34 protein-coding genes and 3 tRNA genes are annotated in these 24,818 nt (G+C 67.6%); 13 read left to right on the top strand and 24 right to left on the bottom strand.

Annotation, left to right across the window (positions count from 1 at the left end; all coding sequences use genetic code 11):
- Positions 1-455 precede the first annotated feature (455 nt).
- The 3 genes from ACSDR0_RS43510 to ACSDR0_RS43500 all read left to right on the top strand — a co-directional run bounded on the left by ACSDR0_RS43510 (position 456) and on the right by ACSDR0_RS43500 (position 2,875).
- Positions 456-938 (top strand): lamin tail domain-containing protein, encoded by a 483-nt coding sequence (locus tag ACSDR0_RS43510; protein WP_435294834.1) that lies wholly within the window; start codon positions 456-458, stop codon positions 936-938.
- A gap of 324 nt (positions 939-1,262) precedes the next feature.
- Positions 1,263-2,048, top strand: coding sequence for a hypothetical protein (locus tag ACSDR0_RS43505; protein ID WP_435294833.1), 786 nt, complete (start codon positions 1,263-1,265; stop codon positions 2,046-2,048).
- Positions 2,048-2,875: a hypothetical protein gene (locus ACSDR0_RS43500; RefSeq protein ID WP_435294832.1), complete on the top strand. Its 828-nt coding sequence runs from the start codon at positions 2,048-2,050 to the stop codon at positions 2,873-2,875. The genes ACSDR0_RS43505 and ACSDR0_RS43500 overlap by 1 nt, the downstream gene beginning before the upstream one ends.
- A gap of 70 nt (positions 2,876-2,945) precedes the next feature.
- Here ACSDR0_RS43500 and ACSDR0_RS43495 read toward each other — a convergent pair whose 3' ends face one another.
- The 6 genes from ACSDR0_RS43495 to ACSDR0_RS43470 form a co-directional block, all read right to left on the bottom strand.
- Positions 2,946-3,131, bottom strand: a complete 186-nt coding sequence (locus ACSDR0_RS43495) for a hypothetical protein (protein ID WP_435294831.1) — start codon at positions 3,129-3,131, stop codon at positions 2,946-2,948.
- The gene (locus ACSDR0_RS43490; RefSeq protein WP_435294830.1) at positions 3,128-3,463 is read right to left on the bottom strand and encodes a helix-turn-helix domain-containing protein; all 336 of its coding nucleotides are present in this window, start codon (positions 3,461-3,463) and stop codon (positions 3,128-3,130) included. Before ACSDR0_RS43490 ends, ACSDR0_RS43495 begins: the two co-directional genes overlap by 4 nt.
- 249 nt (positions 3,464-3,712) lie before the next feature.
- Entirely contained in the window at positions 3,713-4,219 is a 507-nt protein-coding gene (locus ACSDR0_RS43485; protein WP_435294829.1) for an NUDIX domain-containing protein, read from the bottom strand.
- Positions 4,216-5,214: a hydroxymethylbilane synthase gene (gene hemC / locus ACSDR0_RS43480; RefSeq protein ID WP_435294828.1), complete on the bottom strand. Its 999-nt coding sequence runs from the start codon at positions 5,212-5,214 to the stop codon at positions 4,216-4,218. The genes ACSDR0_RS43485 and hemC overlap by 4 nt, the downstream gene beginning before the upstream one ends.
- 188 nt (positions 5,215-5,402) lie before the next feature.
- A complete protein-coding gene (locus tag ACSDR0_RS43475; RefSeq protein WP_435294827.1) occupies positions 5,403-5,969 on the bottom strand; it encodes a hypothetical protein in 567 nt (188 codons plus the stop codon).
- 95 nt (positions 5,970-6,064) lie between these two features.
- A complete protein-coding gene (locus ACSDR0_RS43470; protein WP_435294826.1) occupies positions 6,065-7,255 on the bottom strand; it encodes a helix-turn-helix domain-containing protein in 1,191 nt (396 codons plus the stop codon).
- Between the two features lie 365 nt (positions 7,256-7,620).
- Here ACSDR0_RS43470 and ACSDR0_RS43465 point away from each other — a divergent pair, with 365 nt between their 5' ends.
- The gene (locus ACSDR0_RS43465; RefSeq protein WP_435294825.1) at positions 7,621-8,304 is read left to right on the top strand and encodes a PASTA domain-containing protein; all 684 of its coding nucleotides are present in this window, start codon (positions 7,621-7,623) and stop codon (positions 8,302-8,304) included.
- Between the two features lie 112 nt (positions 8,305-8,416).
- Here the strand turns inward: ACSDR0_RS43465 and ACSDR0_RS43460 are convergent.
- The 5 genes from ACSDR0_RS43460 to ACSDR0_RS43440 all read right to left on the bottom strand — a co-directional run bounded on the left by ACSDR0_RS43460 (position 8,417) and on the right by ACSDR0_RS43440 (position 11,788).
- Positions 8,417-8,495 (bottom strand) — tRNA-OTHER (locus tag ACSDR0_RS43460).
- A 101-nt stretch (positions 8,496-8,596) separates the two neighbouring features.
- Positions 8,597-8,935, bottom strand: coding sequence for a hypothetical protein (locus ACSDR0_RS43455; RefSeq protein WP_435294824.1), 339 nt, complete (start codon positions 8,933-8,935; stop codon positions 8,597-8,599).
- A gap of 1,741 nt (positions 8,936-10,676) precedes the next feature.
- The gene (locus ACSDR0_RS43450; RefSeq protein WP_435294823.1) at positions 10,677-11,288 is read right to left on the bottom strand and encodes a DUF5753 domain-containing protein; all 612 of its coding nucleotides are present in this window, start codon (positions 11,286-11,288) and stop codon (positions 10,677-10,679) included.
- 8 nt (positions 11,289-11,296) lie between these two features.
- On the bottom strand, positions 11,297-11,512 hold the full coding sequence (locus ACSDR0_RS43445) for a helix-turn-helix domain-containing protein (protein ID WP_435294822.1): 216 nt from the start codon (positions 11,510-11,512) through the stop codon (positions 11,297-11,299).
- A 3-nt stretch (positions 11,513-11,515) separates the two neighbouring features.
- A complete protein-coding gene (locus tag ACSDR0_RS43440; protein ID WP_435294821.1) occupies positions 11,516-11,788 on the bottom strand; it encodes a DUF6879 family protein in 273 nt (90 codons plus the stop codon).
- A gap of 161 nt (positions 11,789-11,949) precedes the next feature.
- Between ACSDR0_RS43440 and ACSDR0_RS43435 the strand changes: the two genes are divergently transcribed.
- Positions 11,950-12,030, top strand: a tRNA-Tyr gene (locus ACSDR0_RS43435).
- A 1-nt stretch (position 12,031) separates the two neighbouring features.
- Positions 12,032-12,105, top strand: a tRNA-Met gene (locus ACSDR0_RS43430).
- A gap of 100 nt (positions 12,106-12,205) precedes the next feature.
- Here the strand turns inward: ACSDR0_RS43430 and ACSDR0_RS43425 are convergent.
- On the bottom strand, positions 12,206-12,481 hold the full coding sequence (locus tag ACSDR0_RS43425; protein ID WP_435294820.1) for a DUF6247 family protein: 276 nt from the start codon (positions 12,479-12,481) through the stop codon (positions 12,206-12,208).
- Between the two features lie 477 nt (positions 12,482-12,958).
- Between ACSDR0_RS43425 and ACSDR0_RS43420 the strand changes: the two genes are divergently transcribed.
- The 3 genes from ACSDR0_RS43420 to ACSDR0_RS43410 all read left to right on the top strand — a co-directional run bounded on the left by ACSDR0_RS43420 (position 12,959) and on the right by ACSDR0_RS43410 (position 15,071).
- Positions 12,959-13,387, top strand: a complete 429-nt coding sequence (locus tag ACSDR0_RS43420) for a hypothetical protein (RefSeq protein WP_435294819.1) — start codon at positions 12,959-12,961, stop codon at positions 13,385-13,387.
- A gap of 85 nt (positions 13,388-13,472) precedes the next feature.
- A complete protein-coding gene (locus tag ACSDR0_RS43415) occupies positions 13,473-13,646 on the top strand; it encodes a hypothetical protein (protein WP_435294818.1) in 174 nt (57 codons plus the stop codon).
- 720 nt (positions 13,647-14,366) lie between these two features.
- Positions 14,367-15,071: a hypothetical protein gene (locus ACSDR0_RS43410; protein WP_435294817.1), complete on the top strand. Its 705-nt coding sequence runs from the start codon at positions 14,367-14,369 to the stop codon at positions 15,069-15,071.
- A 2,020-nt stretch (positions 15,072-17,091) separates the two neighbouring features.
- Here the strand turns inward: ACSDR0_RS43410 and ACSDR0_RS43405 are convergent.
- The 10 genes from ACSDR0_RS43405 to ACSDR0_RS43360 all read right to left on the bottom strand — a co-directional run bounded on the left by ACSDR0_RS43405 (position 17,092) and on the right by ACSDR0_RS43360 (position 21,566).
- Entirely contained in the window at positions 17,092-17,322 is a 231-nt protein-coding gene (locus ACSDR0_RS43405; protein ID WP_435294816.1) for a hypothetical protein, read from the bottom strand.
- Positions 17,323-17,331: 9 nt separating this feature from the next.
- Positions 17,332-17,574, bottom strand: a complete 243-nt coding sequence (locus tag ACSDR0_RS43400) for an HNH endonuclease (RefSeq protein WP_435294815.1) — start codon at positions 17,572-17,574, stop codon at positions 17,332-17,334.
- A gap of 65 nt (positions 17,575-17,639) precedes the next feature.
- A complete protein-coding gene (locus tag ACSDR0_RS43395; RefSeq protein WP_435294814.1) occupies positions 17,640-18,269 on the bottom strand; it encodes a M48 family metalloprotease in 630 nt (209 codons plus the stop codon).
- Positions 18,266-18,583: a hypothetical protein gene (locus tag ACSDR0_RS43390; protein WP_435294813.1), complete on the bottom strand. Its 318-nt coding sequence runs from the start codon at positions 18,581-18,583 to the stop codon at positions 18,266-18,268. The genes ACSDR0_RS43395 and ACSDR0_RS43390 overlap by 4 nt, the downstream gene beginning before the upstream one ends.
- Entirely contained in the window at positions 18,580-19,113 is a 534-nt protein-coding gene (locus tag ACSDR0_RS43385) for a hypothetical protein (RefSeq protein ID WP_435294812.1), read from the bottom strand. Before ACSDR0_RS43385 ends, ACSDR0_RS43390 begins: the two co-directional genes overlap by 4 nt.
- Positions 19,110-19,526 carry a hypothetical protein gene (locus ACSDR0_RS43380; protein ID WP_435294811.1) on the bottom strand — a complete coding sequence of 139 codons (417 nt, stop codon included), beginning with the start codon at positions 19,524-19,526 and terminating at the stop codon, positions 19,110-19,112. Before ACSDR0_RS43380 ends, ACSDR0_RS43385 begins: the two co-directional genes overlap by 4 nt.
- A complete protein-coding gene (locus tag ACSDR0_RS43375) occupies positions 19,523-19,897 on the bottom strand; it encodes a hypothetical protein (RefSeq protein ID WP_435294810.1) in 375 nt (124 codons plus the stop codon). Before ACSDR0_RS43375 ends, ACSDR0_RS43380 begins: the two co-directional genes overlap by 4 nt.
- On the bottom strand, positions 19,894-20,229 hold the full coding sequence (locus ACSDR0_RS43370; RefSeq protein WP_435294809.1) for a hypothetical protein: 336 nt from the start codon (positions 20,227-20,229) through the stop codon (positions 19,894-19,896). The genes ACSDR0_RS43375 and ACSDR0_RS43370 overlap by 4 nt, the downstream gene beginning before the upstream one ends.
- Before the next feature lie 74 nt (positions 20,230-20,303).
- Entirely contained in the window at positions 20,304-21,080 is a 777-nt protein-coding gene (locus ACSDR0_RS43365; RefSeq protein ID WP_435294808.1) for a hypothetical protein, read from the bottom strand.
- 96 nt (positions 21,081-21,176) lie between these two features.
- The gene (locus tag ACSDR0_RS43360) at positions 21,177-21,566 is read right to left on the bottom strand and encodes a helix-turn-helix domain-containing protein (protein ID WP_435294807.1); all 390 of its coding nucleotides are present in this window, start codon (positions 21,564-21,566) and stop codon (positions 21,177-21,179) included.
- Positions 21,567-21,690: 124 nt separating this feature from the next.
- Here ACSDR0_RS43360 and ACSDR0_RS43355 point away from each other — a divergent pair, with 124 nt between their 5' ends.
- The 3 genes from ACSDR0_RS43355 to ACSDR0_RS43345 all read left to right on the top strand — a co-directional run bounded on the left by ACSDR0_RS43355 (position 21,691) and on the right by ACSDR0_RS43345 (position 23,138).
- Positions 21,691-21,900: a hypothetical protein gene (locus ACSDR0_RS43355; RefSeq protein ID WP_435294806.1), complete on the top strand. Its 210-nt coding sequence runs from the start codon at positions 21,691-21,693 to the stop codon at positions 21,898-21,900.
- 184 nt (positions 21,901-22,084) lie between these two features.
- Positions 22,085-22,747 (top strand): NUDIX domain-containing protein, encoded by a 663-nt coding sequence (locus ACSDR0_RS43350; RefSeq protein ID WP_435294805.1) that lies wholly within the window; start codon positions 22,085-22,087, stop codon positions 22,745-22,747.
- On the top strand, positions 22,734-23,138 hold the full coding sequence (locus tag ACSDR0_RS43345) for an NUDIX hydrolase (RefSeq protein WP_435294804.1): 405 nt from the start codon (positions 22,734-22,736) through the stop codon (positions 23,136-23,138). The genes ACSDR0_RS43350 and ACSDR0_RS43345 overlap by 14 nt, the downstream gene beginning before the upstream one ends.
- A gap of 271 nt (positions 23,139-23,409) precedes the next feature.
- Here the strand turns inward: ACSDR0_RS43345 and ACSDR0_RS43340 are convergent, their stop codons facing one another.
- Together ACSDR0_RS43340 and ACSDR0_RS43335 are read right to left on the bottom strand one after the other, a co-directional pair.
- Entirely contained in the window at positions 23,410-24,153 is a 744-nt protein-coding gene (locus ACSDR0_RS43340) for a replication initiator (protein ID WP_435294803.1), read from the bottom strand.
- Complete coding sequence (locus tag ACSDR0_RS43335) at positions 24,125-24,541, bottom strand: replication initiator (RefSeq protein ID WP_435294835.1); 417 nt, start codon at positions 24,539-24,541, stop codon at positions 24,125-24,127. The genes ACSDR0_RS43340 and ACSDR0_RS43335 overlap by 29 nt, the downstream gene beginning before the upstream one ends.
- Before the next feature lie 13 nt (positions 24,542-24,554).
- Between ACSDR0_RS43335 and ACSDR0_RS43330 the strand changes: the two genes are divergently transcribed.
- Positions 24,555-24,710, top strand: a complete 156-nt coding sequence (locus ACSDR0_RS43330) for a hypothetical protein (protein ID WP_435294802.1) — start codon at positions 24,555-24,557, stop codon at positions 24,708-24,710.
- The last annotated feature ends 108 nt before the right edge of the window (positions 24,711-24,818 follow it).

Below are 24,818 nucleotides of genomic sequence, written 5' to 3'. Positions count from 1 at the left end.
TGCGTAGTGCGAACTTTGGTCGGTTCAGCACGGCAACCTACGCTCGTTCTCTTTTACACCGCATCTCGGACGCGACCTGTGCGGCCACTGTGCCTCGATAGGTGCCTACTGCCACCAAGAACTGATGAGACATCTCGGTGAGTCGAGTGCGCCGTTCCCGGCGTCGGGCACGCACGACCCCGACCCATCCCAAGAAAGCGATCAGTGCTGTCGCGCCTGTACCGATCAGCGCTGTATCAGTGGTGGTGAGCTGAGCAAGAGTCACATGGGCCATCGTGGCTGGTCGTTATGAACTACCGGAGAGGTTTCTTGCTTTTGGCGCCTCCGTCGGAGAACTGGCCCTCCGCTCACACGGGGACGCCGGGAGCCCAACAGAACGATGTTCACCGGCCAACCGCGCACTCAGGCCAGCCGTCTCATCTCTGCCCTGTTCCTTCCACCTTGAGGACTCATTGGTGCGTTCCATCCCCCTGGCCCTGTCTGCCGCCGCACTCTCGGCTGTGGCTCTCGTCCCCGTCGTTCCGGCGCAGGCCACCGCGCTGCCCGCGGTCCAGCTCGTGAAGATCTACTACAACTCGCCCGGTTCGCCGGACAACGGCGCGAATGCCAGCCTGAACGGCGAGTGGGCGCAGATCCGAAACACCACCGGGCGAGCGATCAACCTCCGAGGGTGGACGCTCCGCGACAAGACGAACCGATCGGACCACGTCTATACGTTCAGCCCGTTCGTTCTCGGCGCGGGGAAGGTCGTCACGGTGCGGACCGGCCGGGGCTCGAACACCGCCACCAACCGCTACTGGGGCCGCGGCGGTGAGGGGACGTTCTCCTACATCTGGAACCAGACGTCGGACACGGGGTACGTCCATAACCCGTCCGGCAAGCTCGTCGACTCCTGCCCGTACAACAGTTCCCGGGTTGCCTACAAGAACTGCTTGTAGGCGCACGACGTGAAGGCCCTGTCCTGCTCATGGGGCGGGGCCTTCGTCGCGTCTGCCTGCGGACGATCAGCGGCCGGGGCCAGCATGAGCGGCATGGACCCTGAACTCGCTGCCGCTCTCCGTGCCTTGACCCGTCTCGACCGCGATGCCGCTCGCGCCCGACTCCTCCTCGCCGCGGGTGGGGCCGAGGAGGAAGCGGAGGAGATCATGCGGGGTAGGGCGCCTGGTATCGCGCGCCACGCGGGTACGGCCGTTACGCAAAGGTGTAACGGCAGCACGGCAATTTCCGCTGTACTAAGGCCATGACGTTCGCCACACGAGGAGGTGCGTGACCTGCCTCGCCCCAAGCGCATGTCGCCCGGATACTTCGTCATCGAGTCCATCCGGGGGCCGCTCCCTGACGCAACTGGCGACGCACTGTTGGCGCGCATCGAGACCGCGGTCAAGTTGAACAACGACGACCGCCCCTACGCTGTGGCCAACGAATACGTCACAGCAAGGCTCGCCTACGCCGTAGGACTTCCTGTCCCCCCAGGTGAGCTTGTGGAGCTTGCTGATGGCCGGATCGGCTACGTCTGCATGATGTTCAAGCCCGAAGGGGTCAGCCTTCCACCCGTGATCGCCTCCGAGTTGGTGCAGCAGGACCCGAAGTTCTGCATGGGGGTGATCATGTTCGATATGTGGGTTCGGAACGGTATCGACCGGCACGAGGGGAACCTGGTCTACAGCCCTGACGAGGGCGGGGCGATATTCGATCATGACACGGCGCTTCTCGGCTGTACTCCAGGGCGCGCTGTACAGGAACTGCACAACGCCAAGAATCAACCGTGCCTGGACGGGCACTGTCTCGTCAGAGACATCTCCACAGTTGAGCATGCCCACGACTGGGCGGCGCGTGTGGCGGCCGTACCGACCTCGTTGATCAGCGATGCAGCAGCGAAGGTCTTCCGGTTCGGCCTGATCACGGCTCCAGAGCGTGACGAAATGGTCAGCTTTCTGGCATTCCGCAAAGGCCGTTTGCTGGAATACCTTGGAAGCAGTCAGGTCCTGTTTAAGAGCGTCCGTGCATGGCCAATGATCGATGGAGCGAGTGAGGCAGGTGAGAGCTGATGTCGAGTCCGTGGTTCGTCGTCAAGTACATGCCCGACCTCTATCGGCGTGAGCCCCGCAACGTGGGGGTCGTCTTCCTTGATCGAGGGGCGGGGTGGGCGCGCTTCTACGGCCAGGACTCCGCGTCTGGCGATCTGAATGACCAGCTGGCATGCCAGCTGGTGCCCGAAATACGGACATATAGGGCATGGGTTCACTACTTCATGCACCACGCCACCGAGGGGTCGTGGCAGACGGTGCTGGACTCGTTGAGCCGGCGGCGGGCCTTCGACAACTTCTACGTCGAGGAGGGCGGAACCTACGAACGAGAGTTCGACGATCCTCGTTCGGTGCTTGAGGACCTGTTCCAGAGCCTCGTCGGCGACAAACCTCGGCCGCTAGTGCAGGCCACGTCACGGGACCTAAAAAGCCTGGTAAAAGAGGTTTTCAAGGTCGCCGAGATCGAAAAAAAGGTTGAGCGCTCGCCTGCTTTCCCCGTAGAGGTGTCAGGGACTCGGAAACATGCCCAGACGACAGTGCAGTTCGACTATCGGTACACGAACGGGGCTACCACCATCATGGAGCGGGTGCCGCTGTCGATGTCGAAACGACAGGCCAATGTCCAAACGGTTAACGAGTTGCTGTACCGGATCGAGAACGTGATCCGCCAACACGACGTTGATCGGTTTGTCGCCATGTACCACGTACCTGACTCTGCACCTGAGGAAGCTCGCGAGTTCATCGAGCCCCAGCTCAAATTGTTAGAGACGTACTCCGATCTTCTTGATGTTGGAGACGTCCCCGAAGCGGCTAGCAACCTGCGGCAGCGCCTGTCGATGAGACGATGAATCGATAGCGCCGTTCTGCAAAAGCCCTCGCCGAGACTGGCGGGGGCTTTTGCTGGTCAGAAGGTAGGGCTCACACCACGTCCTCCGCCACCTCGGCGGCCTTCGCGGCGGTCGAGGCACGGATGTACGGGCCGAGCAGGGCTGCGAGGCGGGTCCGCTGAGCGGGAGTAAGCGGCGGGTCGTTTGCGCCGTCGTCCCAGCCAGCCCGAAAGCACTCCTCAGCTGTCCGGCAGATGCCGGGCCTGGTCACGGTCATGTTGAGTCTGACCCCCGGCGGTCGCGGAGCGGGCGGGGCGTCAGGTCTGCGAACCCGGTTCCTCGCAGCGGCGACGCGGACGTCTGCCGGGTGCGGCGCTGCCTCGGCGGCGGGGGCGGCGGTGTGGCTTCGCGCCGGCGCAGGGTGGCGGGGTGGGTGATCAGCCGCTCGATCTCGGCCACGTCTTCGGGGGAGAAGCGCAGCTTGCCGAGCACCTTGTGGGCCGGCCAGTCGCCGGACGCGGTGTTGCGGTGGATGCCGTGCACCGAGTCAAGGCCGAAGCGTTCGGCCAGTTCGTCTTTGGTGAGCCATTGGTCAGAAGGAGAAGGCATTACTCCAGTTAGAGACACAACGCCTCGCCAGCCAAGTTTGAGGAGTGTCTCCGCATTCCCTCGCATATGCGTATGAGGGCTGACGAAACGGCGGCGCCCCTGCCTGAGGACGAGTCAAGGCAGGGGCGCCGTTCGCGGCCGACTGTTCGACAAGCGCCCCGTCCCTGAGGCGCCGCCCGGCCGCGGCTTACTCTCGCCCGGGAACCAGGAACCGAGTCGGGTCGGTCGAGGCGAGGAAGTCCACGATCATCACGGCATTACTGCTCGTTCGCGTATCGAGGCGGAATCTTGGTCGATGTAGTGGCCTGGGCCGTGCAGCCCCGCCTCGGTGAGTCGTTCGGCGATCAGCGGGTGAAGCTGGCGGGTGGCGTACTGCGCGGGGCTGAGCTGCCAGTCGTCTACCTCGCTGGTCTGCAAGGTGATCGCGGCATGGTCCTGGAGTCGCAGGGTGCGGGTGGCGAAGACAAACGCGAGCCGATCGCGGCGCTCGGCGCTGCTGGCCGGTATCCAGGCGACGGTGATGAGGCGTTCGGCGGGCAGGCTCAGGCCGGTTTCCTCGCGGGCTTCGCGGGTCGCTGCGGCGGCCGGGCTCTCGCCGCGGCGGGTGCGCCCGCCGGGAAGCTGCCAGCGGGTGCGATCGCGGGTAGTCCGCAGGGTGAGCCACCGGCCCACCTCGTCGAGGGCGAGAAGGTGGGCGGTGACAGCGCAGCCATACGGGCCGTCTGCGGGGACGGGCCGTAGGTCTGGGCCGATCATTTTCGGGTGGCGGTGATCAGGTTGCGGGCGCCCTGATGGAGCAGGTCGGCAGCGACACGGGCGCCAAGGGTGGCCGGATCTGAGTGATCTCCCCAGGCATGGGAGCGGACGAACGCGCTGCCGTCACGGTTGAACACCATGCCGAACATGCTCATCTTCCCGTCGGCGGTGGTTGAGGCATGCCCGGCGATGGGGCTGTTGCAGTGGCCGAACAGCATGTGCAGCATGGTCCGCTCGGCGAGGATGTGGCGGGCGGTCGCCGGATGGTTGAGCTCGTCCAGAACCCGCATGACGGGGGCGTCGCTGCTGCGGGCTTGAATGCCGACGACGCCGGCGCCCACGGGCGGCACCATGGACACCACGTTTTCGTCGGCGGTGTGGAACTCCAGGGGCAGGATCTCGTGGTGGCGGTCCAGCAGGCCGAGGCGGAGCAGGCTGGTGCGGGCGAGGAGCAGCGCGGCGTACTTGCTGCCGTCTTCGTCGAGTTTGGCCAGGCGGGTGTCGACGTTGCCGCGGATGCGTTCGGTGCGCAGGTCGGGCCGGTGGATGCTGAGCTGGGCGCGGCGGCGCACGGAGCTGGTGCCGATCAGTGATCCGGCGGGCAGATCGGCCAGGGGGACGCCGTCGCGGGTGACCACGATGTCGTGGACGTCGTCGCGTGGCAGGTAGGCGCCGAACGCGGTTCCTTCGGCGAGGGGTACGTCGCCGGGGACGTCTTTGATGCAGTGGACGGCCATGTCGATCCGGCCGCTGATCAGGGCACGATCGATTTCCTTGCTGAACGCGCCTTTGCCGCCGATCTCGGCGAGGTCGCCGGGCCAGAGGTCGGCGCTGACTTGAGTGGGCACGATCTCGATGGGCACACCGGGTGCGAGCTGGGTAATCAGTTCGGCGACGTGACTGGTTTGGATCTTGGCCATAGTGGAGGTGCGGGTGCCGATCCGTAGAGGGGTTTCGGCGAATCGGGTGAGGAGAATCTCGGTCAGGGGATTCACGGTGACTCCTTAGTAGGGATATGGCAACGGAGAGTAGTTATCTGTTGGAGGGTGGCGCCCCCGCAGGTGGACGAGGGCAGGGGCACCATCCTCGCGACCGGCCCTCGCGCCCCTGATTTCGGGGCAGTCCGGCCGCGCTCAAACCCCGCAGGCGGCCCCTGGTGTGCGCACTACCGTCCGCGGGGAGTTCAGGAAGTGAAGGTGTGGCTGGCCCGCGCCCGGTGTATCCGCTCCACCTGAGTGGCCAACGCAGTCGCGAGCGCCTCTGCGGAGAACCGCATGAGCTCGGCCAGCACACCGGCTGCCTTCTGCTGGCCGGTCGGCGCAGTGCGGAGAACGGCGTGCCAGACCGGGGTGGACAGGTCGGCCACACAGGTGATGTCCCAGCCAGGGAACTCCTGCCGCAGCGCCTCAAGCTGTCGGTCAGCCAGTTGCGCGGACTCGTCGGAGAACTGGGCTTCGCCGAGGAGAAACGCCGCCTCGTTTGTCAGAGCGCCGTCTCCTCGCTGCGCCCGCCCGGCCTGTTCCATCTTGTCGAGCTGCTGGCACAGGTCGGTCGGCCCGGGGGCGTGCAGGGTCCGGGAGCAGACACACTCCGGGATCTGGCACGGGCCGGTCGCGTACCAGGTGTCGGCGGCCCGCCAGACGCGCCACGGCGGGAACGCGCGGCCGAGATGCAGCAGGAGGGCGTGGGCCTGGCCGTCGGTCAGCAGGAGCGGCGGGACCGGGCGGTCATGCGATTGAGCGTCCAGCATGGTCCTTGACCTCCCGCAGTCGTGTCACGTTCGGTGGCGTGACGGACACGGTAGGTCTGGGTGACAGGCGTGTTGTTTCCGTTCGGAAACCCTTGTCAGATCAGGTTCATGCGCCACGCCAGGCCGCGCAGATCACGGCCCCCCACCCGGTCGAGCATGGCCGCGACCAGCTCGCGGATCAGCGGATGGTTGTGCACCTGCGTCGGCGAAAGCCTCTCGGCCTTCTTCAACTCCTGCACGGCGTCGGCGCCGCGGTCGAGCATCGAGTGGGCCCGCGCCTTCTCCACGTGCAGGGCGGCCCGCCGGTTGTCCGACGCCAGCGCCCGCGGGTTGACGTTCTTCGCGTACTCCAGGGCGTTGCCCGGCTGGCCAGCTTCGACGGCAAGGGATGTGCGCCACACGCCCACGTTGGCGATGCCGAACAGCTCGAAGGCGTCGGAGGCGTCGCCCAGCGGTTCGGCGAGCCGGGCGGCTTCTCGCGCCTGGTCGTCGGCGCCGCGGTGGTCGCCCTGGATCTCACAGGAGAGAGCGGCGCTCAGCCGCAGCATCCCGTGTACCTGGTGGGCGAACGGGTCGTCGCCAATGTGCGGCTCTACCTCGTCGGCGATCCGGGGGGCGATCATGAGCGGTTTCGGTTTGTTCGCTGAACTGCGGGCGTGTGCCCGACCATAGGCTGCGGCTCCTCGCCAGACCGGATCGCCGAGGAGGTCGGCTGCCTGCTGCCCGCGCTCGCCGCTGATGTAGGCCAGGTTCGTCTCGCCCAGATGACGCAGCATGCACGCCCCGTCGGACCCGCAAGCCAGCACGAGCAGTTTCAGCGCCTCGCTTCGGGCGGGCTCGTCGCTGGCTGCTGCGTGGACGTATAGCTCACCGATCAGCGCGGGCAGCAACCGGGCCATGGTCGCGTAGTCGCCATGCCGCAGGGCCATGTCCGCCTGGTCCAGGTCAGCGCGCAGGAGTTCGACGGGCCGGGCCGGGATGTCCGGCGGGTCGTCGGGGGCTGCGTCCATGAGGATCCGCTGCAGCGGCACGAGGTTGTAGTGACGTCGCTCCGGCCGAACCTCGGGAGCGGGCCCGCCGAGCAGGAAGTCCGCGGACACCTGGAGCGCCTCGGCGAGCGCCGCGATGTCCGAGCGGCGCTCCAGCCGGACCCGGCCGTTCTCGATTTTGCTGAGCCACCCTTTGGACCGGCCGACGAGTCCGGCGAGCGCCTCCAGGCTGATGCCTCTGGCGCGGCGGGCGGCGCGGACGTTCTCGCCGATGGTCATGTCCGGACGAAGGTCCATCGTGTTACCGTCCTGATCAGGCTCTGCACGGTTTCTGAGGCGTCGACAACCTCAGGCTACGGTGCAGGGCCTTCATCATGCGAGGAGTCGCGCGGTCAGCCCATTCGTCGAGCGGCAAGTTGGCCACCGAGTAGTTCCTGCTCTCATTCGGCTATGTCCGATACATCTATAAACAACCCATATGCGTAAGTCCTGCTGGATTGATTAGTTCGTAGGTCGTTGCCGTGACAGGTCGGTCGCAGTAGAGGATCCGGCGCATCCCGAAGCCAAGAAAGCGATCATCACTAATTGTGATTCGGGCATTCCCTGGTGTAGTTCCCATAACGACCGTCACTCAGACCACACGGGCTCTTTACCGTGAGCGCATGGCACGCAAATCCTCCATGAACCTCTTGGCACCCATAATCGTCGTCCTCTTGATCGTGGGCGGCTGCACGCAGCTCGTCAAAAAGATGTTCGGCACCGACGAGGAATCAGTGAAAGCGGCGCAGCTCGCCGCGCTGGGACCGTTGCCTAACCTGGTCGGCAAGACGCTCGTAGCAGCAAAGAACGACGTTGAGGCGCGCGGCCTGCAGCTGTCCCAGGCCGGTATCGGTGGGGACAGCTACTGCAGCGTCAAGAGCGAGTGCTTCGTCTACCGGATGGAGCCGAAGGCCGGCGCACCCGTCCAGTCGGGCGGTGAGGTCGCCGTGCGGTTCGTGACCAGCGAGGAATGGGCCTTCTACCGGAAGTACAAGAAAAAGATGCCGAAGGTCGTCGGCTGGTCGCAGAAGAAGGCGACAGGGCTGTTCGAGCCGATCCAGGAAACGGTGACGATCGACATGGAGCAGACCTCTCGCGTGCCTGAGGGGGTGAAACGGGTGCTCAGGCAGTCTCCGAAGCCGGGGAAGCCGTTGAGGTTCGGCCAGAAGATCAAGCTGATCTTCGGCTACAACCCGGGGGAGACGTCCAGCTCTACCGGAGATGGTGATGTGGATCTGAACTTCAACGACTCCGACGGGAACCACCGGGGCGGCGGGGGTGGGTTCTGCCGGTCCAAATGGTGTTGATGTCATGGCGGCGTACGTACAGCGCGGAAGGTATGTCGCCGACCGTGAGAACTGACCAGTGGGCTAACACGAACAGAGCCCCCGCTCGTCCCGAAGAACGAAGAGGGCTCCGTGTTCTCGGCCGGATTCGAACCGGCGTCTGGGGCTCCCCGAAGGGATGCCCCGATCCTAGGCCGCTGAACGACAAGAACGCAGAGATCAGGCTACCGGAGCGCGGGCCCGCCGCTGTGCCGCCCCGAGGACGGGTGCCACGGCATCCCATGGCAGAAGCAGGCCCGGGATCGCCGGGAGATCAAGCTACCGCTTCGACGCCGGAAGATCCGGGTGCGGAGATTTGCGGGATCTCGAGCACTTGTAGTGGGTCAATGCCGAGGCTCCGCAGGAGGTCAGCCCGGGTGACCCGATAGGTGTTGCCTATTCGCCGCACCGGGCAGGGAAACTCTCCGGCGCGGGCTAGTTCGTGGCTCTTGGTGCGACCGAACCCCCAGGCGCGGCCTGCGGTGACGAGGTCGACCGCTGCCGGGAGCGCGAGCAACTCGGCTAGAGGCATGCCCCTCGTCTCGCTCGCGCGTACTGCCTGCTCGGCCTCCTCCTCGGAGACGGCCAAGGCTCTGACTGTTTCCCTGGTCACACTGTGATCTCCCAGAGGCCGAACAGGTCGCGGATCGCAACACCGAGGCGCCGCGCCACCCTCACCTTGGTCAAGGCGATGAGCACTCGCTGCCTCCGTTCGGCGGGTTCTGGGGGCGGGGGTGCCGTCGGGGCGCAGGTAGCCCTTTTCGACCAGGTACGGGCGGACCAGGGCCGCGATGGTGGCGAGCGCGGCGCGGTCTTCGATGACGGGCGGCAGGCCCTGCTCGGCGCGGGTGCGAGCAACCCAGGCGGCAACCCATTCGCGGTCAACCTGGTAGGCGGCCACTACGACGCCACCCGCTCGACGATGATCGTGGAGAGCATGCTGGCCACGGTCATGTTGAGTCCGACCCCCTGCGGTTGCCGATCGCTATGGGGCCCAGGTTGGCGAACTCGGCGTTTTCCAGTGGCGGTGCGGAGGCTTGCCCACCGCGGCGTTGCCTCGACGGGGGAGTCTCTTCGCGCCGGCACCGAGCACCTTGTGGTTGGCCACGTGTCGGACGCGGTCTTGCGGTGGAAGCCGTGCACCGAGCTGAGACCGAAGTGCTCGGCCAGTTCGTCCTTGATGATCCATCGGTCGGGAGGCGGGGTCATCGCTCCAGTTATAAGCATGACGCCTCGTCAGCTAAAACTTACGGAGGGTCTCCGCGTTCCAACGCATGTGCGTATGCGGTCTGACGAAATGGTGGCGCCCCCGCCTGAGGACGAGTCAAGACGGAGGCACCATCTGCGGCAGTGTCCAGTGGACATCTCGTCCCTGAGACGCCGCCCCGGCCGTGCTCAACCCTCGCAGGCGGCCCCTGGTTGCGCACCACCGCCCGCGGGGGCCGGGAGGTAGAAGGTGTGGCTGGTTCGCGCCCGGTGTGTCTGGATGGCCAGCGCTTCGCCGAGCAGTTCGACGGAGAGGCAGGGGGACTTCTGAAGGACCCCGGCTACCCCCTGCCGTTCCGTGCGGGCGCCTAACTGATCCTTGTTTTCCCGTTACGGATCGGACCTACCTATCGATGCATAAGACAGGTGATTGCCTACCAGAGTGATGAGGGAACAGTGAGTTGTCGAGACTGCAGAACCTGCACCAAGCCGACCGTTGCCCGCATAGGACAGAGCTGGATGGTTGGGCTCCTGTACTTCGGCACCGTCGGCATCGCTTTCATGGTGAAACGTGGGTTCATGCGGCATTGCCCAACCTGTAAGCATCTGTTGAGCAGGCATCTACGTCGGGCGGACGGATCATTCCGCGATTAGAAGCGGGATGGGGAGCGACGGCCTCGGGCCCTCCGATCCGAGACCGCCGCTGTTCCGTCCCGGCCCCCAGCAGAGACCTACCACCGGAGTATCCGCGCAGGGACGGAAGCTATCGACGGACAGGTGGGGTGTGAGGGCCGTAGCCAAGCACTCCCCGGTTGGCGACGCAGGCAGCTGCAGGCATCCACAGGTAGTTCTCCTGCACTTCGGCGCCCCAGTAGTAACCGAGGTAGAGCGACCAGGGTCGGCTGATCGGCCAGTTGCAGGCTCTGCAAAGGCCGGATCGGAGCTCGGCTGTCATGACGCCCACGCTTCTCGCCATGCGACCAGAGGTGAGGCGCCGACCCCGATTGTGATGTGCGGGTCATCCGGGTGCCCAGTACGCCAGTCTCGGGGCTCGACGGGAGGGGTGTCGAGGAACTCAGGCTCAAGGAGGAAGTCAGCCATAGGCGGGACGGTACGAACGCCTGGGGCGGCACCTCAACGAAGTTGCCTCAAATTGCCGCGACTGCCGCCGCGATCAACCCCCTGGCGGCGGCCCCGTAGACGGCTGCGCTCTGCATCTCGGTGAACGTGCGGCCGTACAGGGCAATTTCCGCAGGCTGGGTGATAGTCAGTTCTGCGCTGGTGGTCTCCACCCGCACCATGGCATCATCGAAAATCACGAAACCCTCGCCGAACGCGCTCGGCGACCGGGCGCCGCCGGCTGGAATGATGCCGACGCTGACCCGCTGAAGATCCATCGTGGCCAATAACCGGTCGAGCTGCCCGGCCATCGCGTCCTGGCTGACGATCCGCGTCCGTAGCGCCTGCTCCTCCAAGACGATGAGGAAGCGCCGGTCTCCGCTGTAGAGCACCCGCTGACGGTTCATGCGTGCCTCGACGGCCTCGTCGACATCGTCCGGCAGGCCCAAGAAGACGCGCCGCGAGCGCATCATCTCTGCGGCGTAGCCCGCCGTCTGAAGCAGAGCGGGAGGAATGAAAGGCTGGTAAATCCGAAATCGGCGGGTCTGCTCATACAGCGGGATCGAGGTCTCCTGCTGGCGGCGCAGGCCTGTGCGCAGCTGACGCCGCCATTCAACGTAGGCCGACTCGATTCCGCGCACCGTGGCGATCAGATCGGCGAGCTGGCTATTAGCACCACAACAACGACACCACACCCGCAGGTCTCTTCGGAGGCGTTGCGGACGCCCAGCTCGATGCGGGTGACCTTCGATGGATGCCACCCGGCCAAAGTGGCGAGCGCCCGTCCTGAAAGCCGCGCGTCCTTGCGGATCTCCCTGAGACGGGCGCCGAGCCCTTGGCGGGCCTGCTGAACGTGGCCGGACACCGGTCAGGCCATGACCGGCTTGTAGTCGGCGTGCGGGATCGCCAGACCCCACAGCAGGTCCCGCGCCCGGACGCACCCGGACACGATGTCCGGGTCTTTGATCAGCTCCCGTCCGGCGGGTCGGCCGTCGGCGTCGAAGTGGCCGACGATCGCTGCCGAATCGTCGATGGTGATCTTCCACCCCTGAACGAGGTAGGTGTGGCGGTCGGTGTCGTAGAGGGAGGGGCAGTCGCTTTCCCTGGATTCCGGGTCTTTGCCGAGAAACGTGATCTTCATGATTGCCTCCAGGTTGCCTGGAATTGCCGGTATGGCGGATGCTTCATTGCTCCATCTGTACCGTCAATGCGTCCCCGTGATCCTGGCCGGGGCTGGACATGTCTGACGCGCGAAAACCAGGTGAGATCACCGAGGCTCGCTCGGTAGTCTCGCCTCAACACGCAGGGACTGAGCACGTGGTGAGCTCACTCGGTTGTAACCCGGACGCTTCGGCTGTGGCGGTTTGACTCCGTCTCCCTGCACGCCTGCATAGCTCAGTCGGTGAGAGCGCCGCACTCATAATGCGGAGGTCCCAGGTTCGAATCCTGGTGCAGGTACGCCTCGGTGTCGATCATCCGGGCTGTGGTCTGGGGGCGCGGATGGGATGGCACCCTCGCGGGGGGCCACGTGTCAGGGGTTACAGGTCAGGGCGGAACGTCACCGGCGGCGGGCCAGCTCGGCGCGCACCGCCTCCCCCAACGGCACACCCGGGCCGGTTCTCGCCGCCTCGATGGCCTCGTAGTAGCCGGGCCGGTTCGCGACCACCACAATCAGACTCCACCGGTGCAGTAGCTGCCCCAGATCCCGGTAGCGGGCGACGTCGTCGCGGGCCGCTTCGAGGGCCTGGCGGTACTGGCGCAGAAACTCCGGCCGCTCCCGCTCTGGTAGGGCCCGCAGGATGGTTTGCGGGTCTCCGATGGGCTGGGCGCTCATGATGTCACGGTACCCGCGGGGGCGGGCTAACACGGGCCGGACGCTTCGAACAGTCGCCGGGGCGGGCGGGAACAACCCCTCACACGCGACTCCATCAGCACTCTCGCGCCACAAGGCGTCACTGGGAGTGAAATCTACTGTCAGGTGATGGCGAAAAGGAAGAGACACCGTGTAGGCGGATACGACCGGACGCTTCGCAGCGGGAAGGTTGTCAAGGTTCGCCCTCACATGCGGGGCGGCAAAATCCTGCTCGCCGTCGTCGCCATCGCAGCCCTCGTAGGAGCAGCGTTCGCCGTGCGCTCCCAAGACGACGCCCCACCGGAGCCCGCCCCTCCCCTGCCAACCACCTCAACCGAATGACCCTCCCGCAGGGCCCAGCAAGCCGGCATCCCCCGCGCGGCGGGTCTGGCGCTGGCCGGTTGCGGCCGTTTCCCGGCGGCTCGTTGCAATCCCCCATCACGCGATCACGATGACGGTGTGACGACACCCACCGATCCTGACGTACAGCACCTCGCCAACCTCCTCAGCTTCCTGCCCGGCCCTGACGATCAATACTTCTGGAAAGACTTCCCAGGTGAAAGCCGAACCGGGTACCTCCTCGGAAAGCTCGTGCCGAAGATCCCGATCCTCCGCAAGCCTGCCCCCTCACCCGCCGAGATCGAGAATCTCGCCAAGTACCTGCTGATGTTCTTCGGCAAAGACACCCCCGCCATGCACGACTACATCGGCCGGCACACGGACATCACGCCATACGAACTTGCTGGCCGGCACTGGCTCAACGACCTTCAGGCCACCAGCTGGCGCCTGTACGTGCGCTACCAGCCCAGTCAGGGGCGTTTGGAAGCGTGGCCAGACGACTTCCGCGAGTGGTACCGCCAGCAGCGAGAGGGTGGGGAACATGGCTGAGGCGGCTTACACGGCGAGCGACCTAACCGAGTGGGAACGGTCGGTCAACGTCCTGAGTCCCGCCCCTCGCCCTGATCCTGGAGACGTGCGCGAGGCTCAAGAAGCGGCCGCGAACATGTGCTCGGCGTGGGGCGGCTGGATGGACATGCCGGAGGAAATCGCCAATATCGTCCAGCGCGCGATCGAAGCCGGATATCTCCAGGCGCTTTCCGACGTGCGTGACGGCAAAGTCGGCGGGCTGGGGCTGACGGACGGCTGATTGGCCTACCATCAGCGATCCGCCAGAGCCCCAACCTCGCCGGGTTGGGGCTTCCTCGCCTCCGGCTACCGGCTGCGCGCCAGGTCGGCGGCCAGCACCACCACCTCATCCCGGGCGGCGTCGGCGCCCCCTCGACAGGCCCGCGCGGACCGTTTTCGGGGGCCGCCAACCTTGCCGCTACCCGCTACCTTCGGCCGTTCCCGCAGCTCAAATAGGTAGCGGCGGAGGTAGCGGGCCGCGACCTCCGCCAGGCGCCGCTACCCTTTTCGGGGAGTTAGCTGGGTGGGTTTGGTGGGCCCAACCGGGTTACTTAAGTAACCGCCGGGTTAGGTCGCCCGATCGTGGCGATGACCTGCGGAAAGTTAGGCGAGTTAGCCGGTTAGCTCCGGTTAGCTCCAAGCCTCTGAGAGCCCGTGAGAGCGTCTTTCTGGCGCGGGGGCGGAACGTATAACTCACCGATGTAGCGGCGGCCCCGCTACGGGTAGCACAGCCGCTACGGCAGCCGCTACGCGATGACGTGCGCGGACGGGGCTCTGTAGCGCGTAGCGGCTGCCGGCGGGGAAGACGGGAACCTGGGGCTGGGGTCCGTGTCGGGGGTCGCTACGCCGCTACCGCTACGCCTCGGCGATCATCGAGAGCCAGAGGCCAACGACAACTCACCGCACCCCCTTACGCCCGAAATGCCGGTGATATGTGGTCACTTGGAGTAAGTTCTCCCAGGTGCTTGCCCTCACCCCGACGCCTGTTCCGGCCCCCACGGTGACCGTGACGCAGACCGTCATCGTCCCCACCGCGTTCCCCACGCCGAAGATCACCATCACGCCACCGGACGAAGGGTTGCTGGAATACGCCGTTAAAGGCGTCCTCCTAAGCGACTTCGGCGGTGCCGCGCTCGGCGCAATAGCTGCGATGTGGGTCGCATACAAGATCATGAACAGGGATCGCAGGATTCGCGAGGAAGATCGCCAAGAGTCGGAAGCTGTCTACCTGGAGAACAGGAGGCAAGAGAACGCGCAGCGCCTTGTTGACGCACTCACTAAACTGCTCATCGCGATTGGCGCAGGAAAATACGAGGAAATTCAAGAGCTGCTATTTGCGGCATCCATCGAAGCGGCACCGTTCGTTAGGGACATTGCGGATGACGATGAGGATCGAGAGTTCAAGCAGCGTCTAAAGAGTCGGCTTGTAGATGCGTCGCTCACTGGCCTATTCATCAAAACTCAAGATGACGCCGCGAAGGCTGGCGGCGTTGTCAATACCACCATAGCGGAAATTCAAGACTGGCGAAGAAGGCCTGTTTCCAAAAGCGCTAAGGATGCCGAGACAACAGATAATCAAGATAATTCGTGGTGGCGCCGTTTAGAGCAAAAAATGCCAGTAGAAGTGCGTCTGCGTTATCGGGGCTTCGGCCGAGGCGCTCGATGATGTCCTCCTTCGGCTCGACCTTGCTGCGGCCCTTGGTGTCGATCTCCCACTGAGACTCCAGCAGCTGGGCGACCGTGGTGCCGGCGTTGTCCATCGTCGACAGGTCCCACCGGCGGGCCTCGAGGGAGTGGAGCCCACGCACAGCCGTACGCCCGCGAGGAAGCCGCGAGGTCTAGCGCCTCAGCCGCGTGGCCTAGCGGCACCGTGGGGAGCTCCACGGCGCTCTGAGCAGCCGCCTCGCGCCCTAGCGCCCCCGCCCCTGGTCGGGGGCCGCCCCCGGATTCGGTGCCCGGAAGATGGCCGCGAGGAAGCCGTCCGAACAAGATCAACCTCCGACGAAGTGGCACGCCCCGATCGCGGAGCAGCGCCCGTGACAGGGGCTGGGGTGTCACGGCCAGCGTGACAGGTGGAGAACTACAGGTCGGGGCCCCGTGACACCCCCTTGTGACACCTCCCGTGACAGCGGACATGCCGACACGAACCGCCAGGCGTGACACCCCGCGCGGAACTCCGAGGGCGGCCCGCCGGTCGAGGTCGCGGCACCTCGCCAAGGTCGCGGACCGCGACCCTCGCCGCGACCTGTCCGGCCTGGGGGAACGGTGGAAAGTCGCGGGTCGCGGGCACTCCGCACACCCCCGTTCCGGGGCCGGTTTCGAGGGGCGGAGGGTCTGCCGGCGCCGCGACCCGGTCGAGCTGCTGGGCCTCGGAGACCCGGACGTCCGGGTCCGACGTCGGACCCGGACACCCCCCCGGACGTCCGCCCCGGACACCCTCTGACCTGCTCGCCCGGCTGGGGTGTCCGGGTGTCCGGGGGGTTCAGAAACCCCCCTCGGAGGCCTCTCCGACCGGTCGCGGGGGCCTCGGCTCACCCGGACAGCAGACCCCCACGTGGGGGTACCACGAACCCCACACGGGTCTCCCGTGGTACCCCCACACCCCTCCGACCTGCGACAACGGTCCTCCCGTGGGGGGTCGTGGGGGTCGTGGGGGGCCACAGACACCCCCGTTTCGGACCCCTGGGAGCTCTGGACCCCCCACCTCGCGCACCCCCACGACCCCCCACAACCGGTGGTCGCCGAAGGCACCACGGAGGAGGGTCGCACGCCCCGGACCGCGCGACAGACCTTCGGGATGGCTCGGCCAGACAGAGGTCTTCTGAGAACCGCGACCGGTCGCGACCGGCAGGGTGGTCGCGTCCACTCCCGCGACCGGTCGCGCGCCGCGGCCCGGTCGAGCCGAGCGATCAGCGCGGCCTCGGCCCGCGGAGAAGTCGGCTGCGCGCCGAGCGTCGTTGGTCCTGCTCGACGGCCGGTTCGCGGTCGCCGACCGGTCGCGGATCGGTCGCGACCACCCCTGTATCCACCAGCTCGTCGACGACCGTTCGGTGACCGGGCCGGTACACCCTCAGTACGACCCCGGTACGGCCTCAGTACAGGGCAAACGTCCAAGATCAGTACACCCTCAGTACGGGCCAGTACACCCCCGGTACACCCGGCGGGAAAGGGGTCCGTCGCGGTCGCCCTGGCGCCTCGAGGCGTTCCCGCTCCCGTTTCCCAATCGGGAAACGAGTCGGGAAACGGCGAAGAAACGACCACCCGCCTCGACCAGGGCAGACCGGCCCGATACGGCGGATCAGGTAGCGGACCGCTACCCCCGACTCCGTGACGAGTCGGGGGCGACTGTTCACAGAGTCGACCCCGTCCCGGTCATCGGAAGTGACCGCGGCCGGGCCGATGCCATGACCGCCGGACCACCCTCCCGGGCCGGTCTACCGGGCGGTCCGGTGCACGGCTCGATGTACGGTCGGCCGACGGCCAGCGTGCCGCGGCCGGTCACTTCCCCGTGCGATCGCGGACACCCTCGGCGCCGCGCTGGCCGGTCGCCAGACCACCCCGGCGAGGTGGTCTGGGCAGGTCGGCCGAGGGTGACCCTGCGACGGGTCGGCCCTGCCGGGAACCGGCGCAACACGGAACACCCTCCCCCGGATCAGTCGGGGAAGGGCGTTCCAAAGTGGTGCGGATCAGTCGGGGTAGACGCCCGTCTGCGACACCCTGCAAGCCATGTCCTGGAAGCTGGCCACCGTCGCGTCGGTCGCGATCGGCACCCGGTGGAAGCGCTCGCCGTGCTCGCCGTGCTGGATTTCCACCATCAGGCGCCCGCCTGGGTCGCGCACCAACCACACGCTGAGTAAGCCGCTGTCCTCGAATGGGAACTCGTCGAGGTAGCTGACGCCGTTCATGTCGAAAAGCATGATCCTCCTTCAGGCTGCGAGCAGGACGCCGGGCCGCTCGACGGCGGGGCGGGCCGCCGCGAGCAGCAGCCACACCAGCGGCCACGGCAGGACGTCGGCCTTCGCGTTGTTGCACGGACCGCACGCCAGCACGAGGTTGCGCGGCAGGTTGCGCCGCCACAGCCGGTACGGCACGTAGTGGTCGAACGTCGCCGCGGCCAGGTCGGCGAACGTGATCCGGCAGTAGAAGCAGCGGGCGCCGCCGTCGCGCATGGCCAGCCGACGTTTCAGGGCGAGGCCCCGTTCCCGTCGCAGACACCCCGGGCGGTGACGGCGGCTCACCTCGAGCCCCCGGTGGTACGGCGTGCCTGGATGGCGTGACGGCGCGCGTCCGGGGTGGGGTGGGTTCCGACGATCCACCCGGCCAGCCGGTACCAGCGCGACTCCTGCGAGAGAGCGGCCAGGGTCGCGGTGACGATGGCGTGGCCGTCCAAGCCGACCGCGTCCAGCAGCCGCACCGAGTGGCTGTCGGCCTCGTACTCCTCGCGCCGCTCCTCCCGGGAGGAGACCAGGCGCGCGGCGATCGCGGCGACGGCTGCCGCGGCGGTCACCCAGACCGGCATGCCGACGATGATGGCGGCCACAGCGAGGCCGGCGGCGACCGGCGAGGCGGCTTCCCACCGGCGGATGGCGCCATGGCCGTGACGTAGAGCGTGGTGGGCGACCTCGTGGGCGAGCACGCCGTACAGCCGCATCTCGTCGTCCAGCAGCTCGGCGCCCAGGATCACGCGCGGCACCGAGTCGCAGTCGACGCCGTGAGACAGGCCGCCGTCTTCCATCGTGGGGTCGATGGTGACGAGCACGGCCGGGGCGTGCGCGGCGCGCACCAGGGCACTGGCGAGCTCCGCCACGCCCGGCGGGATCACCGGCGGGGCGGACTCGCCCACGGTTGAAGACAGCGTGCTCATGCTGTCCTCCCCGCGCGGGCCTGAGCCACCAGGGCGAGGATCTTCCGGGCGAACTGCTCGGCGTCGTCCAGCGACGCCTCTTCCTGCCCCCACCACGCGAAGAGGTCGCCGTACACCGGGTCACGGGTCAGCGTGACCTCATCGGACCCCGGACCGGCGGGCGTCGAGTAGCACACCGGGGCGTCATGGAAGACGCACCACGGCGCGCACCCGGGGCCGCCGGCCGCACTCCGGCACACGGCCCGGTGCTCGTCTGCCTGCCGCTGACGCTCGGCCAGAGGGGTCGGCATGTGCAGGATCTCCAGGGCGCTCATGCCGCCCTCCCCGACACCAGCACGGTCACCGCGCGCGGCCCGTCGAGCTGGTACAGCGGCACGGCTTCGCCCGTGGCACGCTCGTACATCTCCACGTCCCGGGCGGGAACCTCCGATGCCCAGTGCTGCCCGATCTCGTCGGTGCCGTGGTCCACGAGCACCATGGGGAACCGGCGCTGCACGCCCGCCTGCCGCAGATCGAGGCTCAACCCGTACGCGAGACCCCGCGCCCGATCCTCACGGCGAGGCTTGGGGAACAGTCGCTTCCACGCCGCGGACCGCTTGGCCTGGTCGCGGATGTCGAGGGCCTTGGCGAACTCCTGCGAGCGCTGCCACACGGCGACCTCGCCGCCCAGGCGCTCGACGCCCTGCACGATCCACGCGGCGATCTGCTCGGCCGTGTGGTCGCCGCGGCGGGTCGGCATGTCGGAGGCGTACAGGGCCATGGCCCACTCCCCGTTGGGCATGGCCAGGATGGCGGCGGGGACGGCGAGGGCCGCAGGCCGGTCGAGCTGCTGGACGGCGCTCATGCCACACCCGCCTCAACGTCGACGGCCTGCTCGGCGCCCGGCACGATCAGCTCGGCCGCTTCGATGAGGGCCCGGCCGATGCAGGAGGTGCCGTGCACGCCGATCAACGTCCGGCCGAGAATGACAGCCTCCCGCGGCGCGAGCTCGATGATCTGGCCGTTGACGAGCTCGACGGGGAACAAGGCCGCCGACAGCCACACCATCGGCGCCCGGCCGGGCTGCTGGACGACCGCCACCTCAGCCGCCATCTTGGCCGCGCCCTCGCCGTCGCCGTCCGCGATCCAGGTCACGAGGTGGCTGTGGTTGGGGCTGTGGTCGAAGCCGGGCCGGGCCATGTCGCACCAGGCCGGGCACGGGCTGATCGGCAGCTCGATCGGGCCGCCGCCGAGGATACGGGTGTACGTCGCGGTCATGCCTGGCTCCTGGGGGTCTGGACGTTCGTGGTCTGGTCGAGGCCCGCCCCGGCCAGCCAGAACAGGCCGATCAGGGTGGTGGTGAAGTCGGTGCGGCGGTCGCCGATCAACGCGGTGATGAGGTCGCCGATGTCGGCGGCGTCCGAGGGCGGGATCTCCCACACCCGGTCTCGGCCGGTCGAGGTGAAGACGATGCGCACCAGCGGCTCGTCGAGCTGCCCGCCGGTCTCGCCCTGGATCAGGGAAGCCTGGACCGTGCCCGGGTGCGCGGACTCGTCGGCGGTGGCGCCGGGGAACGGCTTGAAGTCGAGGCGGTGACTGATGGCCGGGCCGTCGTCGTGCCGCTGCTGGCACCAGGTGGGGCAGGTCATGAGCCGTCCCCCGTCTGCTCATACGCCGCGGTCAGGCAGGCGCAGATGTCGGCGAGTTCCTCGGTGCGGACGACGCTGAACAGGTCGCCGACGTCGGCGGCGAGGCTCGTGGTGCGGAACTCGATGGTGCGGTCCGGGCCGTCGGCCAGGGCGTGGATCACCCGGACGGACGGGTCGGACAAGACGCCGTCCATCTGCGGCTGCACCCAGAGGATGCGCACCCCGGTGAAGACGAATTCGGCGGTGTGCGACAGCGTGGCCTGGCCGGGTTCGTGGTGAACCTGGCACCACGGGATTGCGCACCCCGGCGGGGTGGATAGGTTGTGCCTCACGGCTTGTCTCCTGTTCAGGCAGGTGATGGGTTGAGGCGCCGGGCCGGTGTTCCTAGCACCGGCCCGGCGCCGTTTCAGTGGTCAGCGGGCTTGCAGATGCGGCAGCCCGGGTTCGGGCATCCGCCCTCGACGTCGGCCAGCAGCATCGGTGCCGGGCTGGCGGGAACCGTGGTGCGGGCGAGCCGGGTCTGCGCGAGGATCGCCTCGGCGAACCGCTCGGCCTCCTCGACCGTCAGCAGCGTGTCGTGGCCGGTGATGATCTGAATGAGGGTGCCGTCCTCGCTGTCGTGGGTGAGGCAGACGCTGCCGTCCCCGCCGTACCGGCCGCCGGGGGTGGGCAGGGTCGGCGCCCAGCAGGTGCCGTTCGGCGGGTCGGCGGGGTAACGGCCGCCGCCGGTGCAGTCGTCGTGCTCGGCGCACCAGGGCGCACACCCTTCGGCGGGCGGCTCAGCGTCGGCGGGGGCGACGGGCTCCCAGTCGCCGCCCGGGGTGCGGGACACCGCGACCGCGTCGACCTCGAGGCCCGCCCGCTGCTGGACGGCGGTGAGGGTGTCGAGCATGTCGGCGATGTCCTCGCCGGGGTAGACGCGCACCTGCACGCCCTCGGCGGTGCGGACGGTGCCGCGCACCCCGGTCTCACGGGCGGCCAGCTGGTCGGCGGCGGCCTGCCGCTTCAAGCAGGACCGGCAGGTGATCGGGTCGCTGGTCTCGACGTACGCGGCGCCCTGGGCGGAGGTGCGGGCGCGGGCCGGGCAGAGGGGGGCGCCGTCGGCGGGGGCGTGGACGGTGCCGGTGGTGCGGGTCTGCAGGTTCAGGGGGAGCGTGGCGGTGGTCGAGTTAGGGTGACCCATGGGTCTCTCCTCTGGTGGTTCAGGGGTGGGATCAAGGGCCCGTCCGGTGCTGAGAACACCGGGCGGGCTCGCATTGTGTTGTGCGGGTGGAGCGGGTCAGGCTGCGCGGCGGGCGGTGCGGGCGGCGAGCAGGATCCGGACCGCGCCGACGTGGTAGCAGCGGCGGCCCTTGACCCCGGCCGGGCATGAGCACCCGTCCGGTGAGGCCAGGTAAACCGTGGTGCCGTCGCTGCTGACCGCGCGGTAGAGGTGGGGGCGGCTGGTCGGCAGGATCGCGCCCTGCTCGATCGCCTCGATCGCCTTGGCCTGCTGGACGGGCTTGAAGTCGCCCAGGTCCGCGGCGGCGAGGGTGATGACCCACCGGCCGCCGGTCTTCACCGCGGGGAGCTTCCCGGCCTTGGCCCAGCGCTGCGCGGTGCGCAGCGAGACGCCGTGGGCGGTCGCAATCTCGCGGGTCGTGACCTGGGTGCCGATGCTGGCGATCACAAGAACCCTTTTCAGTGAGCTGACTTGGCGAACTTTCTTGGCCAATTATGCTCACACCGTAGAGGCTCAACACAAGAGACTTGGCGAACTTTCTTGGCCAAGCGATCCGTGAGACCATGTCCCCATGCCCACCGACGACGAGCGCCTCGAGCGCATCCACACCCTGCGCAAGGAACTCGACGCCAAGCGCACCGAACTCTTCGCCGAGATTCACGACGCCTTCCACGAGAATCGCGGCCAACCCCAGGTCAGGGGCTGGTTGGCGAAGGTGGCGAAGGCGTCGAACTACACCCGCGAGTACGTGGCGCAGATCCGCGACGGCAAGGCGAACTGATCGCGCATGTAGATCCTTGGCGGATCGCATGGCACTCCAAGGCACTGCGAGGGTTCATGTCTCTACGTAGTCAAGCCGCGGCCCGGCGTCGGGACGATGCACCCGCGGTGCACCCCCGGCGCACTCACAGCACCGCCAGTGCATCGCTGGTACAGCCCGCCCGACGCCCCTCAGGGAGGCGAACGTGGACGTTGTAGCCGAATGGACCGGGCGCCACGCGTGCGCACTGCAGGCCGCGCTGCGCCTGTCTCAAGAGGAGTTCGCCGGACAGCTCGGCGTGGCCCGGCGGACGGTCGCCTCCTGGCACGCGCGACCAGCCATGATCCTGCGGCCGGACCTGCAGCGCGCCCTCGACACCGCCCACGAGCGCGCCCCGGTGGCGGCCCGCGCTCGCTTCGCCCACTACCTCAACCCGGTCCCGCCGCAGGACGCCGGCCAGGGGCGGGCGCTCACCGTCGCCATCGCCGTCGTCACCAAGCCGGGGCATGTCCTGCTCGTCTGTCGACGCGACGCCGAGACCTCCGGCCTGTCGTGGTCTTTCCCCGCCGGGGTCGTCAAGCCTGGAGCCGCCGCCGAGCTCGCCGCCGTCCGCGAAACCCTCGCCGAGACCGGCATCCATTGCGCGGTCCGCGCAGTCCTCGGCGAACGCCTCCACCCCGTGACCGGCGTCCACTGCGAGTACTACCTGTGCGACTTCCTCGCCGGGGACGCCACGAACCGGGACGCCGACGAGCACGTGTCGGTGATCTGGGCGCCCGTCGCGTCCCTCACCCGCTTCATCCCCGCCGAGCAGCTGTTCCCGCCGATCCTGCACGCCCTTGAGGAGATCCCGGATGCGCGCCCCTGACGAGCGGCCAGCGGTCGCGGTCGCGGTCATCGTCGATGACGGCCGGGTCCTGCTGATCCGTCGGGCTGTACGAGAGGGCGACCTGTCATGGGCACTGCCCGGCGGCCAGGTCGAGCCGGGGGAGTCCGGAGAGCAGGCGGCCGTACGGGAGGCCCGGGAGGAGACCGGCGTGGAGGTTGCCGCCGTCAAGAACTTGGGTGAGCGAACCCATCCGACCACGGGCCGTCTCATGATCTACGTTGTGTGCGAGGTCGTCACCGGTACGGCGTACGTCGCGGACCCGGAAGAGCTCGACGCCGTCGCGTGGTGCGACCGGGCCGGGGTCGCCGAGCGGGTACCGTTCCCGTTCTTCGAGCCCGTACAGGCGCATCTCGACACGCACCTGATGTGAACTCGCCGGGGTATCGCGTCTCACACTCGTCTCACAGACCCGCCCAGACGGGTCGGATCATGTGGACACATCAGATGAAACCGAAGCCCTGACCTGCACTGAACGGAACGATCAGACCTCATAGACGCCCGTTAGGTCACTGGGGGTCAAGGGGTCGCAGGTTCAAATCCTGTCGTCCCGACCAGGTTTTAGCTGGTCGGCAAGGGTGTCACCCGAAAGGGAGGCACCCTTTCCTCGTTCTGGGTGACCAACTGAGTGACTACGGCTCCCGTCACCTGAAGATCCGGTCCATCGCCTCCGCCCCGCCGAGCAGGACCGGGCGGATCTGCTTCCGGTAGACCGCCTCTGTCACGGCGGTCCCGCTGTGGCCGACGAGGCGGGCGATGTCCTCCAGGGGTACGCCGGAGTCGGACAGCAGCGAGACGAGGCTGTGCCGCATCTCCCGAGGCGTCCAGTCCTTGGCGGGCAGCCCGGCGTCCTTCACGATCTTCCGGAACGCCCGCCGTACGTTGTGGGAGTCCAGGGGAGTGCCGACGAGGGAGGCGAAGACGAGATTGTTCTCCTTCCACCTCGCGCCTGCCGTCTCCCGTTCCCTGGCCTGTTGGGTCCGGTGCTCCCGGAGGGCTTCGACGCAGCGACGAGGCAGCGCGAGCTTGGCGATGTAGGAGGCCACCGCCCTCTCACTCAGCCCGTCCGCGCCCTGGTCGACGACGATGGGCCGGATGTCGAGCTGATCACCCCACGTCAGGTCCCACCGACCGAGCCCGCTGGCAGGGGTACGGACGGTGACCCGTCGCACGGCCGGAGCAATCGCCCGCACGAGCAGGTTGTGATCAGCCCAGGAGGGAGGAACGTCGGTGCTGCCCTCGGGGCCGTCCAGGCGGATCACCGCGTGAAAGTGCACCAGGCCGCGCCGCTGGTACTCCGCCACCTTGGCGAAGGAAACCCGGACCTGTTTGGCGAACGCCGTCCGGGTCATGCCCGCCTCACCGGCCAGGGTGCGCCGCATCCCCAACGTGAAGCGGTGCCACAGGGCGCCCGCGTGCCTGCCACAGCACCGCCCCGGTGTAGTCGTAGCACTCGGCGCAGATGGGTTGGCCGAGTCGTTCGTCTCCGATCTCGTGGCGGGTGTGGCAGCCGACCGGCCGCCCGTGGTCACAGGTGGTGTTGCGGTTACGGGGACGGCAGGCCCGCAGCGCGCCGTTTTTCTCGCGCGGGTGTGCACCGGTCCGAATGAGGGAGCCGTCAGGGTGACGAACGCGCGAGGGTGCGCGCTGACGGTTTCCGGGGTGCCCTTGCCGCCGGACAGGCCCGCCCGGATCAGCTGGAAGGTGTCGCCCTGGTAGACGCGTGAGCAGGAAGGGCAGACCGAGGCCCGTCGGTTGCCGCAGGCCACCCCTCATCATCCGCCGCACCATGGCCCACGCCAACGGCCACCCCATCGAGGTCACCGAGGTCAAAGCCCCCGCCAACCGCTACGAGATCGGCTACAGCGCCGAGCTGGCCGACGACACCAGCGCGGTATTCACCCCCGAAGAACTCGCCGACAACGGCATCGCCCTCATGATCTAGTGCTTCGTTCCTTTTTGAGCGGCAAGATTAAACGTACGATCAGGGCCCAGTAGGTCGTTGATGGGCGGTGAGGCAGTGCCGAAGCTCCTGTTCGCGAGGGCCCCGAAG

It is taken from the genome of Streptosporangium sp. G11, from assembly GCF_051192615.1.
In the GTDB taxonomy this organism is placed as follows: Bacteria; Actinomycetota; Actinomycetes; order Streptosporangiales; family Streptosporangiaceae; genus Streptosporangium.
The sequence above is the reverse complement of the archived record's forward strand: the minus strand, read 5'-3'. Positions and strand labels throughout refer to the sequence as shown.